15 protein-coding genes and 1 pseudogene are annotated in these 13,992 nt (G+C 71.8%); 8 read left to right on the forward strand and 8 right to left on the reverse strand.

The window, feature by feature from the left end:
* Nucleotides 1-19: 19 nt before the first annotated feature.
* Nucleotides 20-1,204 (forward strand): acyl-CoA dehydrogenase family protein, encoded by a 1,185-nt coding sequence (locus N2041_RS05285; protein ID WP_297676554.1) that lies wholly within the window; start codon nt 20-22, stop codon nt 1,202-1,204.
* 21 nt (nt 1,205-1,225) lie between these two features.
* On the opposite strand, the gene N2041_RS05290 is transcribed toward N2041_RS05285, so the two are convergent.
* The 3 genes from N2041_RS05290 to N2041_RS05300 form a co-directional block, all read right to left on the reverse strand.
* Nucleotides 1,226-2,659, reverse strand: coding sequence for an LCP family protein (locus N2041_RS05290; RefSeq protein WP_297676555.1), 1,434 nt, complete (start codon nt 2,657-2,659; stop codon nt 1,226-1,228).
* A gap of 66 nt (nt 2,660-2,725) precedes the next feature.
* Nucleotides 2,726-3,103, reverse strand: a complete 378-nt coding sequence (locus N2041_RS05295; RefSeq protein WP_297676557.1) for a metallopeptidase family protein — start codon at nt 3,101-3,103, stop codon at nt 2,726-2,728.
* Nucleotides 3,100-3,549 carry a hypothetical protein gene (locus tag N2041_RS05300; protein ID WP_297676559.1) on the reverse strand — a complete coding sequence of 150 codons (450 nt, stop codon included), beginning with the start codon at nt 3,547-3,549 and terminating at the stop codon, nt 3,100-3,102. The genes N2041_RS05295 and N2041_RS05300 overlap by 4 nt, the downstream gene beginning before the upstream one ends.
* Before the next feature lie 48 nt (nt 3,550-3,597).
* On the opposite strand from N2041_RS05300, the gene N2041_RS05305 reads away from it, so the two are divergent.
* Together N2041_RS05305 and N2041_RS05310 are read left to right on the forward strand one after the other, a co-directional pair.
* On the forward strand, nt 3,598-4,074 hold the full coding sequence (locus tag N2041_RS05305) for a hypothetical protein (RefSeq protein WP_297676560.1): 477 nt from the start codon (nt 3,598-3,600) through the stop codon (nt 4,072-4,074).
* Nucleotides 4,075-4,114: 40 nt separating this feature from the next.
* Nucleotides 4,115-4,459, forward strand: a complete 345-nt coding sequence (locus N2041_RS05310) for a hypothetical protein (protein ID WP_297676562.1) — start codon at nt 4,115-4,117, stop codon at nt 4,457-4,459.
* Here N2041_RS05310 and N2041_RS05315 read toward each other — a convergent pair.
* Both N2041_RS05315 and rimI read right to left on the reverse strand, forming a co-directional pair.
* A complete protein-coding gene (locus N2041_RS05315; protein WP_297676565.1) occupies nt 4,456-5,010 on the reverse strand; it encodes a dihydrofolate reductase family protein in 555 nt (184 codons plus the stop codon). The genes N2041_RS05310 and N2041_RS05315 overlap by 4 nt on opposite strands.
* 29 nt (nt 5,011-5,039) lie before the next feature.
* Nucleotides 5,040-5,603 (reverse strand): ribosomal protein S18-alanine N-acetyltransferase, encoded by a 564-nt coding sequence (rimI, locus tag N2041_RS05320; protein ID WP_297676567.1) that lies wholly within the window; start codon nt 5,601-5,603, stop codon nt 5,040-5,042.
* 70 nt (nt 5,604-5,673) lie between these two features.
* On the opposite strand from rimI, the gene N2041_RS05325 reads away from it, so the two are divergent.
* The 5 genes from N2041_RS05325 (at nt 5,674) to N2041_RS05345 (ending at nt 10,736) form a co-directional block, all read left to right on the forward strand.
* Complete coding sequence (locus N2041_RS05325; protein ID WP_297676569.1) at nt 5,674-6,270, forward strand: PilZ domain-containing protein; 597 nt, start codon at nt 5,674-5,676, stop codon at nt 6,268-6,270.
* A gap of 48 nt (nt 6,271-6,318) precedes the next feature.
* Nucleotides 6,319-8,157, forward strand: coding sequence for a DUF4838 domain-containing protein (locus tag N2041_RS05330; protein WP_297676571.1), 1,839 nt, complete (start codon nt 6,319-6,321; stop codon nt 8,155-8,157).
* 51 nt (nt 8,158-8,208) lie between these two features.
* Nucleotides 8,209-8,712: a MerR family transcriptional regulator gene (locus N2041_RS05335; protein WP_297676574.1), complete on the forward strand. Its 504-nt coding sequence runs from the start codon at nt 8,209-8,211 to the stop codon at nt 8,710-8,712.
* Between the two features lie 52 nt (nt 8,713-8,764).
* Nucleotides 8,765-9,772, forward strand: coding sequence for a GTP 3',8-cyclase MoaA (gene moaA, locus N2041_RS05340; protein ID WP_297676576.1), 1,008 nt, complete (start codon nt 8,765-8,767; stop codon nt 9,770-9,772).
* Between the two features lie 67 nt (nt 9,773-9,839).
* A complete protein-coding gene (locus N2041_RS05345; protein ID WP_297676578.1) occupies nt 9,840-10,736 on the forward strand; it encodes a hypothetical protein in 897 nt (298 codons plus the stop codon).
* Between the two features lie 130 nt (nt 10,737-10,866).
* On the opposite strand, the gene N2041_RS05350 is transcribed toward N2041_RS05345, so the two are convergent.
* The 3 genes and pseudogenes from N2041_RS05350 to N2041_RS05360 all read right to left on the reverse strand — a co-directional run.
* On the reverse strand, nt 10,867-12,132 hold the full coding sequence (locus N2041_RS05350) for an alkyl sulfatase dimerization domain-containing protein (RefSeq protein WP_297676581.1): 1,266 nt from the start codon (nt 12,130-12,132) through the stop codon (nt 10,867-10,869).
* 105 nt (nt 12,133-12,237) lie between these two features.
* Nucleotides 12,238-13,512 (reverse strand): LLM class flavin-dependent oxidoreductase, encoded by a 1,275-nt coding sequence (locus N2041_RS05355; protein WP_297676582.1) that lies wholly within the window; start codon nt 13,510-13,512, stop codon nt 12,238-12,240.
* A gap of 117 nt (nt 13,513-13,629) precedes the next feature.
* Nucleotides 13,630-13,992: pseudogene (locus N2041_RS05360) on the reverse strand (hypothetical protein); the annotation flags it as partial.

The raw sequence follows: 13,992 nt of genomic DNA on the forward strand, positions 1-13,992 counted from the left end.
CGCGGGTAGACTCGAGGGCATGGAGCCGGACCGAGAGTGGGTCGCGCGGGCGCGTGAGCTGGCGGCGCGGTTCGCCGGGCGGGCGGCGGCGCACGACCGCGAGGGTTCGTTCCCGTTCGAGAACTTCGCGGAGCTGCGGGAAGCCGGGTTTTACGGGCTGACGGTGCCGCGGGAGTTCGGCGGGGCGGAGGCGTCGCTGGCGACGTACCTCGGGGTGCTGGAAGCGCTGGCCCGGGGCGACGGGTCGACGGCGCTGGCGTTCATGATGCACCTGAAGACGTTCGGGCAGGAGCGGGAGGCGCCGAGCTACCCGGCGCGGTGGTTCGAGCGGTTTTGCCGGGGCGCCGTGAAGCGGGGCGAGCTGGTGAATACGGTGGCGACCGAGGAGGGGCTGGGGAGCCCTTCGGGCGGCGGGCTGCCGGATACGACGGCCCGCCGGGAGGGCGACGGCTGGGTGCTGGAAGGGCGGAAGACGTTCACCACGCTGGCGCCGGTGCTGCACCACTTCATCGTGCTGGCGCGCATCGAGAAGGACGGCGGCGGGCCGCCCCGGGTGGGCAACTTCCTCGTGATGCGCGGCGAGCCGGGCCTGCGGGTGGTGGAGACGTGGGATGCGCTGGGGATGCGGGCGACGGGAAGCCACGACGTGGTGCTGGAGCGCGTGCGGCTGCCGGCTGACCGGCTGCTGAACGCGCGGGAGGCGGGTTCGCCGGACCCGCGGGCGGGCGCGGGGATGGCGTGGTTCGGGCTCGGGCTGTGCGCGGTGACGATCGGGGTGGCGACGGCGGCGCGGGACTACGCGGTGGCGTTCGCGCGGGAGCGGACGCCGAACAGCCAGCGGCCGATCCGCGAGATGCCGGGCGTCCGGATGCGGGTGGCGCGGATGGACCTGCTGCTGCAGCGGAGCCGGGCGCTGATGTGGGACGCGGCGCGGGCGTGGACGGAGCAGCCGGTCGAAGGGATGCCGGCGATCGACCGGGTGGCGGCGGCGAAGGTGGAGACGCTGAACGCATGCATCGAGGCTGCGGAGCTGGCGATGCGGGTGGTCGGCGGGGTGAGCCTGCAGCGGGCGCGGCCGCTGGAGCGGTATTTCCGGGACGTGCGCGCGCCGCTCCACAATCCGCCGCTGGAGGACCGGGCGCTGGAGCAGCTCGCGCGGCGAGCGCTGGACGGCGGGTTCGAGGCGCCGAAGGCGGCGGAGTAGCCGGCCCGGCGCGGGGCGCCGTCAGGTGCCGGGGACTTTGAAGTCGCGGCCGATGGTGATGACGACGTCGGGCAGGGCGGTGTCGGTGGAGGGCACGACGACGATCTCGGACGGGGGGATCCCGAGCCACTTCGCGATGTCCTCGGCGAGGACGCGCCGGTCGACGTGGTAGAGCGTGATGGTGGTGCGGGGCTGCTGGGGGGCATCGGGGCCGTAGTAGACGGTGGGAAGGCCTTTGACGTAGGCGAGGTAGCGGCCGAGGGCGGCGGCGCGGGCGGCGCCGTCGGGGCCGTAGCCGTTCTGGATTTCGACGTTGCTTTCGCTGTAGGCGGCCTTGGTGAAGACCTGGTTGAGCCAGTACTGGACGTTGTCCGGATTCCAGGCGAGCACGGCGGCACCGCCGGCGGTGGTGAAGCCGGTGACGGTGGGCACATCGTTGACGGGATCGCCGAGGGAGTAGGTCCTGAGGCGGCCGTTGGTGGAGCGGAGGAGGTCGAGGTAGCCGGGGAACTTGGCGTACGGGATGTCGGTCTTGACGGTGGAGGCGTAGGCGTTCCAGAGGCCGGCCGGGTCGCGGAGCATGTCGAGCTGGAAGGCCTTGGCGAGGGCGGCCTGGAGGACGAGCTGCTGGCGTTTGACGCGCTTGAGGTCGGAGTCGTACTCACGGTGGCGGCCGAAGGCGACGGCGTGGTAGCCGTCGAGGTGGTTCGGGCCGGCCGGGAATTCGACCCAGACGGCGTGGATGTCGTCGTCGGAATAGTACCAGGGGGCGACGGCGAGGTCGGGCGGAATGTCGACGTCGATGCCGCCGAGGGCATCGACGAGGAGTTCGACGCCTTCGAAATCGAGGATGACGTAGTGGTCGATCTCGATGCCGAAGTTGAGCTTGAGGTCGGCTTTGAGCTCTTCGATGCCGCCTTTGATGGAGCCGGTGGCGCGGACGCCGTCGCCGAAGGACTGGTTGATGCGGCGCTGGCTTTCCGGGGCGCGGGGGTTGGCGACGTCGATCCAGAGGTCGCGCGGGAAGCTGAGGACGGCGGACGTCTTCGCGACGGGGTCGATGGTCGCGACCATGATGGTGTCGGTGAGGTAGCCGCTGTTGGCGTTGTCTTCGAACTGGTAGCCGGGGCGCTTGTCGACGCCGAGGACGAGGAGGTTGATCCGTTTGCGGAGGACGCTGTCCTGGCCAGGGCTGGTGATGCCGACGAGCGGGGTGTTGAGGCTGGCGAGGGGGCGGATGATGCCGAGGTCGGTGAGGGAGCGGCCCGGGAAGAGGGCGGGGGTGACGCGCGCGAGGAGCGCGAGGCTCGAGTAGAAAGAAGCGAGGGAGAAGGTGAACAGGGCGAGCACGAAGAGCAGCCGCTGGGAGGGGGAGAGGAGGGTGCGCGCCGCTCGCGGGGGCCGGGCGACGGCGCGCGCGGGCTGGTAGGGAGAGCGCTCGACGCGGCCTGTCACGGGTTTCAAGCTACGCGCGGTCCGCGGGGAGGGTCAAACCGGGGCTTTACCGGGGCCTTTGGGGGCTCAGCCCATGCCGAGTTCGTGGAGGCGGTCGTCGTCGATGCCGAAGTAGTGGCCGAGTTCGTGGAGGACGGTCTTGCGGACCTGTTCGCGGATGTCGTCGTCGGTGTCGCAGATGGCTTCGATGTGGTCCTGGTAGATGGAGATCTTGTCTGGGACGACGAGGTTGTAGTTTTCGCCGCGGTGGGTGAGGGGGATGCCGTGGTAGAGGCCGAGGAGGAGGTCGTTGGGGCCGATGCCGGCGAGCTTGCGGTCGCGGGCGGTGGGGCGGGATTCGATGACGATATCGACGTTGTGGACGCGGGCGAGCAGCTCGGGCGGGAGGCTGGCCACGGCTTCGCGGACGAGGCGGCGGAAGGTCTTGCGGTCGATGCGGCTCACCGGGGCGAAGGGGAGGCGCTCCAGAGGGTGCGGAAGGCGCGGCCGCCGAGGATGGCTTCGCGCTGGCAGGCGCGTTCGAGGGCGACGAGCTCGGCGAGGGCGGCTTCGGCGTCGCGGATGGCGCCGGGGTGGCCGGAAGCGGCGAGGCGGGCGCGGGCGGCATCCCACGCGCCGGTGCGGCCGAACGAGGCGGCGAAGCGGGGCCAGAAGACGGAGATGAGCTTGCGGGGTTCGCCGAGGCGCGGGCGGAGGTCGCGGAGGTGCTGGTAGCGGGCCTCGATGGAGGGGAGGGGCTCGACGACGCGGACGAGCGGCGGGTCGACGGGGGTGGCCCGGAAGTCGAACAGGAGGCGCCGGGGCACGGTCACGAACCGGGCGATGACGACATCGTGGCTGCGGAGCGCGGCGATGATGTCATCGAGGTCAACGCTGAAGTCGTTGTCCACGTCCCGTGATTGTAGGGGGAGCGGGAGGGGCTGGCGAGTGACGGAGGGGTGACAGTCGTCGAGCAGGAGGGGGCGCGGGGGCGCGGTGTGCCGACGATCGAAGTGATGCTGCGGCGATGGCGAACGTGGGGCACCCGCCGGCGGGTGGAGGAGCTCATCCGGGGCGGGGTCGGCGTTTCGGAGCGCACATGGCGCGCTTCGCCAGGGCGGGATGCGGCGGGACTGGCGGCGGAGGTGGCCGCGTGGGCGCGGGAGGAGATGGCGGGGATGCGGCGGCCGTTCGGGGTGGACCAGGTGGCGCTTGCGCTGGCGTGGCGGGACGGGCGCGGCCGGGTGTTCTGCAGCGCGAGCCTCGGGGTGATGCGGCCGACGGCATTCTACGACGGGACGGCGGAGCAGCGGCTGGCGGAGGCGTTCGCTGGCGCGCTGGGGCTGGCAGAGGGGCGGGAGGCGGAGGTGCTGGCGGCGCTGGTGCGGCTGGGCGACCTGGCGTTCGAGCTGCGGGGAGCGGCGCGGGCGGCGTAGGCGGCTTGCCGGTGGCGCGGGAGCGGGTACACTCGCGGTGATGACGAAGGTGGCCAACCCCGAACGGGCGAAAGAGCGGATCCAGCGGCAGATCGACAAGATCGGACGGCTGCGCGGGAGCGGCCCGAACCCGTTCGATTACGACCTCTGGGACGACCGGACGGTGGAGATCCTCGCGGCCATCTACGGCGAGGGGTCGCCGGAGCTGCAGCGGTATTACGAGGCGGCCGGGAAGCGCGGCCGACTGCCGGGCGTTCGCGGGCAGGCGGAGAACATGACGCTGAACATCCACGGGCCGTGGGGCATCCACGCGCGGCTCGAGCGGGCGGAGCGGGTGCTGCAGGAGCTCGTGCAGGAGCTGGAGCGGGCGGGCAGCGCGTCTTAGGGGCGCTGGACGTCGTAGGTCAGTTCGACGAAGGCATCGGTGAGCTGGCGGACGCCGCGGAGGCGGAGCGGCGGGCGGGTGATCGCGCGCGGGAGGAGCGGCGCGCCGGCGCCGAGGGTAACGGGGGCGATGGTGATGATGAGTTCGTCGAGGAGGCCGGCATCCCAGAACTGGCCGACGAGTTCGCCGCCGCCGACGAGCCAGATATCGCGGCCGGCCGCGGCGGCAGCCATCTCGGCGTGGACCGGGCGGACGTCACCCTGGACGAAGCGGATGTCGCCGCCGGGCGGGACTGGGAAGGTGCGGTGAGTGAACACCCAGGTGGGCTGGCGGTAAGGCCAGGGTTTCGGTTCGGCGCCGGGGCGCATGAGGTCGTTGTCGAGGACCCACTGGTAGGTCGTGGCGCCCATGGCGATGGCGCCGAGGCGGGCTTCGAAGGCGGCCCATTCGGGCGGGTCGGGGTCGCCGAACTGGAAGAGCCAGTCGAGCGACCCGTTCGCATCGGCGAGGAAGCCGTCGAGGCTGACGGCGGTGTAGTAGACAGTCTTCACGCGGGGAGTCCTTTCGTTTGCCCGGCCGGTCAGGCGGGCTGGACGGCTTCGAGGTGGCGGGCGGTGAAGCCAGCGGGGAAGCGGGCTTCGAGGTCGGCGCGGAGGCGGTCGAGGCGCCGGCGGTAGGGCGGGGAGTCGAGCCGCTCGGTGGTCATGATGATGGCGTCTTCATGGTTGTCGGCATAGTAGCGCTTGCGGATGCCGACGTCGTAGAAGCCGTAGCGGCGGTAGAGGGCGCGCGCGGGTTCGTTCGAAACGCGGACTTCGAGGGTGACGGAGTCCATGCCGGCGGCGGCCGCGAGCTCGACCAGGCCGTGGAGGACGAGGCGGCCGAAGCCGCGCCGCTGGCATTCGGGGCGGACGGCGATGGTGACGATGTGGGCCTGGTCGACCATGAGCCAGAGGCCGCCGAAGGCGACGGGGGGCGCGCCGGGCGGGCCTTCGCGGGCGACGAGGTAGCGGGCGAGGGCGTTGGCGGTGAGTTCGCGTTCGAAGGCGGTGGTGGGCCAGCCGCTGGTGTAGGCGGCGCGCTCGATGTCCATGACCGCGGGGATGTCGGCCGGGGTCATCGGCTCGAGCGAGGGGAGATGCATGCGCTGATCGTACCGCGTTCGTGTGACGGCGGTGTGGAAGGGATGAATGGTTGCCGATAACGGGGGTGGGATGACGAGTTTTCCGGTGCCGGGGACGCCGGTGACGGTGGTGCTGCGGTCGCGAGATCCCGCGCAATGGCCGGGGGAGGTGGCCGCGGTCCGCGACGGGGGGGTGGCGGTCCGCATCGCGGGCGCGATGCCGGCGTGGGACCCGAACGGGACGTACGTGCTGGTGGCGCTGGACGGGAGCGTGCGGGTCTCGCAGCCGGCGGCGTACATCGGGCATACCGAGCGGGCGGTGGCGTTCCGGTCGCTGGGGCCGTGGCAGCCGGTCGACCGGCGGGCGCACCCGCGGTTCGCGGCGAACTACCGGGCGGAGGTGCGGTCGGTGCTGGGGAATTCGCGGCAGGACGGGCGGCTGGTGGATATTTCGATGGGCGGGATGGCGGTGCGAGTCGGGAGCCGGCCGGGGGGGCGGCAGGTGCAGGTGCGGGTGTGGGCCGGGCCGTTCAGCAGCGAGCTGCTCTGCATGGTGGTCGGGGCGGAGGAGGATGAGAACGGCGTTGTGCTCCGGCTGCAGTACACGGACCTGCTGCCGGCGCAGCGGGCGTTCGTGCGGCAGGTGGTGGAAGGGCTGGCCGGGCAAGGGGCGGCGCAGGCGTCGTAGCCGGGGTCCGGCTGGCACGGGGCGCAGCGAGCCCGGAGAATGGCCGGCGTGAGCATCGATGCGCGGGCGCTGCGGCGATGGTTGGCAGCCGGCGAGGGCGGTGAGGCCGCGCTGGCGGCGGCGATGGAGTTCCGGGCCGGGCAGCTGGCGGCCGGGCTGCAGGGCGGGGCGGAAAGCGAGGCGGAGGGGCGGGTGCTCTTCCGCGAGGACGCGGCGATGCAGGCCTGCGGGTTCCGGGTCGACGCCGCACCGGGGCGGCTGGTCATCGAAGGCCGCGGCCGGCGAGAGCTGATGGACGGCGCGGCATGGCTCCGGCGGAAGGCGGGGCTGCTGACGCCCCGGCCGGGGCTGGAACTGGCAGGGGAAGCAGCCGGCGAGGTCGCCGAGGGCCGGTACGACGTGCGGCCGGCCTTCGCGGAGCGGGGCATCGTGCTCGGCTGCGACGGGCTCCACGAGGCGTGGCGGGACTGGCTCCCGTTCGCGAGCCGGAACGGGCTGACCTCGGTGTTTTTCCACGACACGCCGCCGAGCCGCTGGGAGGCGCAGGAGGGGGACGGCGCGGGGCGGATGTTCGCGCTGTGGGACCGGGAAGGCGGCGAGATTGCGGCAGAGGCGCGGCGGCTCGGGCTGCGGCTCGAATTCGGCGGCCACCATCTTTCGACGCTGCTGCCGCGGGAAGCGTTCGCGCAGCACCCCGAATGGTTCCCGCTGCGGGAGGGGGAGCGGCAGCCGCGGCACAACCTGTGCGTCTCGGACGCGGGGGCGCGCGCGGCGCTGCAGGAGGGAGCCAGGCGGTTCTTCGCGCGGTTCCCGGGGTTCGCGGTGTACCACCTGTGGGCCGACGACCTGCGTGCGGGCGGCTGGTGCGCGTGCGGCGGCTGCGCCGGGATGACGCCTTCGGACCAGGCGCTGGAGGCAACGAACCTCGTGGCGGAGGCGCTGGAACGGGTGGACCCGGCGGCGCAGGTGGCGCACCTCGCCTACCACGACACGCTCGAGGCACCGCAGCGGGTGCGCCCGCGGGAGAACGTGGCGGCACTCTGGGCGCCGCGGAACCGGTGCTACGCGCATGCGCTGGACGACGGCGGATGCCGGCGGAACCGGGAGCACCTCGCGGGGCTGGAGCGGCTGGCGGCGTGGTTCGGCGGGCCGGAGCGGGTGCGGGTGTTCGAGTACTACAGCGACGGCATCCTGTTCAAATGGATGGCGCCGCCGCTGCTGGAGGTCATTCCCGGCGACCTGGCGGCCTACGCGCGGCTGGGGGTCGGGGCGGTGCTCGACCTCGCGGTGGCGCCGCGGCCGTGGACGGGGCCGGCCTGGCACGGGTGGTGGTTCGCGCGGTGCGCGTGGGACGGCGGCGGCGACCCGGCGGCCGGGCTGGAGGAGTTCACGCGCGGGTGCTTCGGCGAGCTGGCGGGAGCGTTCGCAGCGATGTACCGGCGGCTGGATGCGGCCTGCGGGCTGCTGCTCGAGCGGGGCGACCTGGAGCCGGGGCCGCGGTTCGACGTACTCGATTACGGGGACAGCCCGCGGGCAGAACTGCGAGCGCTGGCAGGGCGCACGCGGGAGGCGCTGGCGGAGTTCGCGGCGGCGGCGCAGGCGCTGCCGGTGGCGGTTCGCGCGGGCCTGCCGCTCGAGGCGGTCGACGAACTGGCGCCGACGGCTGCGGCGGGGATGCACCTCGCGGGGCGGGTCATCGCGTGGGACGCGGCGCTCGACGGGCGGCGGGAGGAGGCGGTGGCGCACCTGCGGATGGCCGACGTTCACCTCCGAGCGCTGGTGGACTGGTACCATGCGCATGCGCGGCCGGCGTGGGAGACGCTGGGCGAGCCGATGCTGCGCGGCGCGCGCTGGCATACCGACCGGGTGCGGGCGCTGTGCGGCTGACCGAAACCTGAACGTTGACGTTCGCGTCAATGTGGTAGACTGGGGCCTGAGATGACGGATTCGACCAGCCAGGAACGGTTCTTGCAGATTGGCGAGGCGGCGGAGCGCGCCCAGCTGACGCAGCGAACGCTGCGGTACTACGAAGAGAAAGGGCTGCTCGCGCCGCCGACGCGGATGGAGGGCGGCTTCCGGCTGTATTCGCCGGAGGACATGGAGCGGATCGAACGGATCCGGCAGCTGAAGGAGCTGCTCGGCTTCTCGCTGGCCGAGATCAAGGAGATGCTCGACGCGGAGGACGTGCGGCTTCAGATCCGGGCGGGGTGGCGCGCCGATGCCGACGCCGCGGAGAAGGCGGAGAAACTGCGGCGGGCGCGGGAAGTGACGCTCCACCAGATTCAGCTCATCGACCAGAAGATGGCGAAGATGGCGAGCATGCGGGATGAGCTGGCGGAGCGAATTCGCAAGTACGACGAGTGGCTGCTGAAGCACAGCGAAGCGGCAGCGGCGAACGCCGACGCGCCGCAAGGCGAAGGGACGGCCGCCGCGAGCTCCTGAGCGTTATGCCGGCGCCAGCACGACGCCGCCGGATCGGCTACGCTGTGCGGCGATGGCTGTGAACGACCGGCTCGGGCGCCCGCTGCGGGACCTGCGGATTTCGGTGACGGACCGGTGCAACTTCCGGTGCGTGTACTGCATGCCGCGGGAGGTGTTCGGGCCGGACTACCAGTTCCTCCGGCGGGACGAACTGCTGACGTACGAAGAGATCGCGCGGGTCGCGCGGGTGCTCGTGGGCCTCGGGGTCGAAAAGATCCGGATTACGGGCGGCGAGCCGCTGGTGCGGCGGGATCTCGACCAGCTGGTGCGCGCGCTGCGGGGGATCGAAGGGCTGCGCGACCTGACGCTGACGACGAACGGGAGCCTCCTGCGGGCGCAGGCGCGGCGGCTGGCCGAGGCGGGGCTGCAGCGCGTGACGGTGTCGCTGGATTCGCTGGACGACGCGGTGTTCCGGGCGATGAACGACGCCGGGGTCGGGGTGGACACGGTGCTGGACGGCATCGCGGCGGCGCGGGAGGCCGGGCTGTGGCCGATCAAGGTGAACGCGGTGGTGAAGCGGGGGATGAACGACCACACGGTCGTGGACCTCGCGCGGTACTTCCGCGGGACCGGGATCATCGTGCGGTTCATCGAGTTCATGGATGTCGGCGCGACGAACGGGTGGCGGCTCGACCACGTGGTGACCGGGCGGGAGATCATCGAGCGGATCGGGCGGGAGTTCCCGCTGGAGCCGGCGGAGGCGAACTACCGGGGCGAAGTGGCGCAGCGGTGGCGGTACGTCGACGGCGCGGGGGAGATCGGCGTCATCACCTCGATTTCGCAGCCGTTCTGCGGCGACTGCACGCGGCTGCGGCTTTCGCCGGAAGGCGAGCTCTACACCTGCCTGTTCGGCGCGAAGGGGCACGACCTGCGGGCGGTGCTGCGGGGCGGGGCGAGCGACGCGGAGCTGGCGGAGTTCGTGGCGGGCGTGTGGCGGGCGCGCGACGACCGGTATTCAGAGCTGCGGACGGAGGCGACGGCGGGGCTGCCGAAGGTGGAGATGTCGCACATCGGCGGGTGAGGGTTCGCTGGCGAACTCGGTTCGGATGGCGTAGGCTGCCGCGCATCTTCGAAACGGAGGCGCAGTTATGACGGTTCGGGAGGAGTTCGCGGCGACGGTCGCGGACGGGGTGATGTCGGGGCCGCTGCGGCGGTCGGTGAACAACTCGGCGCAGGCGAAGGGGTCGATCCACGACGACGCGACGGCGACGAAGCTGGGGTTCCGCGGCGGGACGGTCGCGGGGTCGATCCACATGGAGCTGTTCCCGCCGCTGCTGCGGGAGGCGTGGGGACGGCAGTGGTTCGAGCGGGGGACGCTTTCGATGTACTTCCTGAACGCGACGACGGACCGGGAGGCGGTGCGGGCGCACCTGCGGGTGCCGCCGGCGGACGCGGCCGATGCACAGGTGGAGGCGTGGGTGCTGCGGGAGGACGGCATGCAGGTGGCGCAGGGGACGGCGTCGGTCGGCGAGCCGGGGGTGCCGACGGCGCTGCTGGCGCGGCCGCTGGAGCGGTTCGAGCCGGGCGAGCTGCGCATCCTGGCGAACGTGCAGAAGGGGCACCGGTTCGAGCCGGTGACGGTGCGCTGCGCGCCGGAGGAGCAGGAGCGGCGGCTGGCGGTGACGACGGAGCCGATGGACTGGTACCGGGGCGAGGGGTCGCCGTGGGGCGCGCCGCCGGTGATGATCGCGCCGCTCGTGCAGATGCTCTACGCGAAGAGCGTCGCGCAGGTGCGGGGCGGCTTCGGGGCGGTGGGGCTGTTCGGGGCGATCGAAATCCGCAACGTGAACGGGCCGGCGCTCGTGGGCGAGGCGTACACGTGCACGGGTGAGGTGATCGCCGTGGGGCAGAGCCCGAAGACGGAGTACCTGTGGTTCGAGACAGGGCTCGACGACGCCGGCGGGAAGCGGGTGGCGGAGATGCGGATGCTGCTGCGGTTCATGAAGGCCTCGAGCAGCCTGTACCCGGAGCTGCAGCAGGGCTGAGGACCGGGGAAACGGAACGGCCCCGGCCGGCGGAAGGAGGAACACCGGCCGGGGCCCAGCCACGCCGAGGGGTTCGGCAGGCGTACCGTACCACTTTTGAGATGAGATATCAATAGCGCCAGACGGCACGTCATCCGCCGGGGGCGGGCTCGCGGGCGGCGGCGTTGAAGATGCCGCGGGCCATGAGGGAGTGCTCGGCCGCGGCGCGGGCGGCGTAGACCTTCGCGCGGGTTTCGCGGATGGCGGGGTCGCCCGGGGCGGCGAGGGCCGCGAACTCGGCGAGGTGGCAGGCGAGGCGGAGGCTGCCGCCGTCGGCGAGTTCCTGTGCGCGGCGCGCGAGGGCTCCGGGGCCGCCGACAAGGCGGGCGAGCTCGCCGGCGAGGTCGGCCTCGGGCGCGGGCTTGAGATTGGCGGGGTTGCCGTCGTACCAGCCGCCGTACATGCGCCAGACGTTGCGGACGATGAATTCGGGCTCGTCGTAGTAGGGCCGGAGGTAGGGGTGGGCGAGGAGCTCTTCCGGGGCGCGGACGGTGTGGATGGCTTCATCGAGGCGGGCGCCGCGGTTGAGGAGTTCGAGCGTCTGTTCGACGAGGGTTTCGAGGAGGGTCGCGGTCTCGTCGAGGGCGCGGGCGATGCGGTCGGCGCCGTAGATGGGCACGCCGTGGCTGGGGATGAAGACCCCGGCGTTCATCGCAGCCATGGCGCGGAGGGCCTGCGCCCACTCGACCGGGTAGCGCTGGACTTTCTGGGGGTTGCCGGCGTTGGGGGTGCGCCAGATGAAGAAGTCGCCGGCGCAGATGGCCTTCAGCTCCGGGATCCAGACCCAGGTGTGGTCGTCGGTTTCGCCCTTGCCGTGGCGGAGTTCGAAGGTGAGGCCGCCCTGCTCGAAGCGGTAGCTCTCCTCGTAGGTGACGTCGGGGTAGCGGTGGCGGGTCCAGCCTTCGACCTCTTCGGCGCTGGCCTCGGGGCGGGCGAAAAACTGGCGGGCGTTGATGGTGGCGTTGTAGCCCGCGGTGCGGGTGTAGCGGTCGAAGCGGCGGGGAACGTTGGCGTGGGCGATGACGCGGGGGCGGGGATAGCCGCGGGCCTCAGCGTCGGCATCGAACGCGGGCATGCCGCCGACGTGGTCGAAGTGGCCGTGGGTGTAGACGACGTTCCGGATGGGGCGGTCGTCCCAGGCGCGGATGGCTTCGACGACGCGCTGGCCGTGGTTGCGGCCGCTGGTGTCGACGATGACGAGGCCGTCGGCGGTCTGAATGGCGATGGAGAGGCCGAAGCCGGTCGCGAGGGCGATGCCGGGAACGACTTCGAAGAGGCGGCCGGCGGAGCCGGTGCCCTGGCTGGCAGCTTCGTCGCCGGCCCAGGCGCGGTCGGCCTGGTCGCGGATGGATTCCATGAGCGCACCTCCTGCGGCAGGCGGATTGTCGCGCGCCGCGGCGGGCGCGGGAAGGGGCTGCCGTGAGGGCAGCCCCGAGGTCGAGAGCGGGTTCGAGCTCGACAGCTACTGGCCGGCGACCGGCGCCGAGAGGGGCGCGCGGAGCGGGCGGACGGGCTCATCGATGGGGACGGCGCGGCGCTCCGGGGGGAGCGGCTTCGGGTACCAGCGGTCTTCGAACTCGTTGAACTTGTCGCGGAGGTTCGGCATGACCTTCTCGGCGAACATCTGCGTGTTATAGATGGCGACGTCGCGCGGCATCGAGCCCATCTGGAGCAGGAGCATGAGGTGGCCGATGCGGAGGTTATCGGCGAGTTCGTTGAGCTTTTCGGTGACGTAGTCGGGGCCGCCGGCGATGACGTAGCCCTGTTCGACGAGGCCTTCCCAGCTGAGGCGGGCCTTGGCGTTCTGCTGGGCCTGTTCGAACTGCGATTTGATGCCGGCCTTGACGGTGCGGAGGGTGCGGTAGCCGGGGGCATCGGCGAAGCCGGGGTAGACGTGGAGGCAGCGGTTGTAGAAGTAGTCGATATGGGGCCAGTAGAGCTCCTTGGCCTCGGCGGCGTTATCGGCGACGCAGACGACCTGGGCGAAGCCGGCGTGGTAGGGGTTCGGCTCGACGCCCTTGTCGCGCATGCGGGCCCAGAAGCCGTCCATGATGGCCTGGGCGCGCTTGTAGCCGGAGTAGGAGAGGTAGGAGTAGAGGTAGCCCATATCGGCGCACCACTCCCAGGTTTCGATGGAGCCGCCGCCGGGGATCCAGACGGGCGGGTTCGGCTTCTGGAGGGGCCGTGGCCAGGGGTTCATGTAGCGGATCTGGGTGTACTTGCCGTTGAAGTGGGTGACGCCCTCGTTGTGCCAGGCCTGCATGATGAGGTCGTGGGCCTCGTAGTAGCGCTCGCGGAGCTGGGCGCCGGGGACGCCGTAGGCGAAGTTGGTATCCATGCTGGTGCCGACGGGGAAGCCGGCGACGAGGCGGCCGCCGGAGAGGATATCGAGCATGGCGAACTCTTCGGCGACGCGGAGGGGCGGGTTGTAGAGGGCGATGGAGTTGCCCATGACGACGATGGCGGCGCGGTTGGTGCGGCGGGTGAGGGTGGCCGCCATGATGTTCGGGCTCGGCATCAGGCCGTAGGCGTTGCTGTGGTGTTCGTTGACGCAGATGCCGTCGAAGCCGACTTTTTCGGCGAACTCGAGTTCATCGAGGTATTCGTGGTAGACGGCGTTCGCCTTCTCGGCATCGAAGAGGCCGTAGTCGACATCGACCCAGACGGAGCGGTGCTTCTTCTGGAAGTCGTCCGGCAGGTAGGGCCAGGGCATGAGGTGGAACCAGTGGAACTTCACGGCAGGGGCCTCCTCGCGGGTGGGCTGGACGGGCGGCCGGCATTTCGCCAGTCCCGAACGGTTTGGGGAGTATAGCAGGACGGGGGCGACGAAACGGCAAGGAGGCGGGGCGGCCGGTCAGGGGAGGGCGACGTTGATGACGACGAGCTGGGGCTGGCTGCCGACGGTGTAGCCAGAGGGGAAGTACTGGCCATCGACGAGGACGCCGATGACGGCGCCGACGCGGTTGGCGCAGTCTTCACCGGCAGCGTAGAAATCGATGCCGAAGCCGCCGTCGGTGTTCAGGCGGGAGGGGCCGGGGACGCCGTCGAACGTGACGAAGACTTCGAGGGTGGCGGCGGGCACCGGTGTGCCGCCGCGCGTGAGCGCGCCCGCGACGCGGGCGGTCGGGAGGACGCCGGGGCCGACCGAGCCGGGCGGGCAGTAGGGGCGGGCAGCGGCTGGGACCGGCGTCGGGGTGGGGGTCGGGGCGGGCGGGGG

The organism is Tepidiforma sp. (assembly GCF_026419595.1).
Taxonomy (GTDB): Bacteria; Chloroflexota; Dehalococcoidia; order Tepidiformales; family Tepidiformaceae; genus Tepidiforma.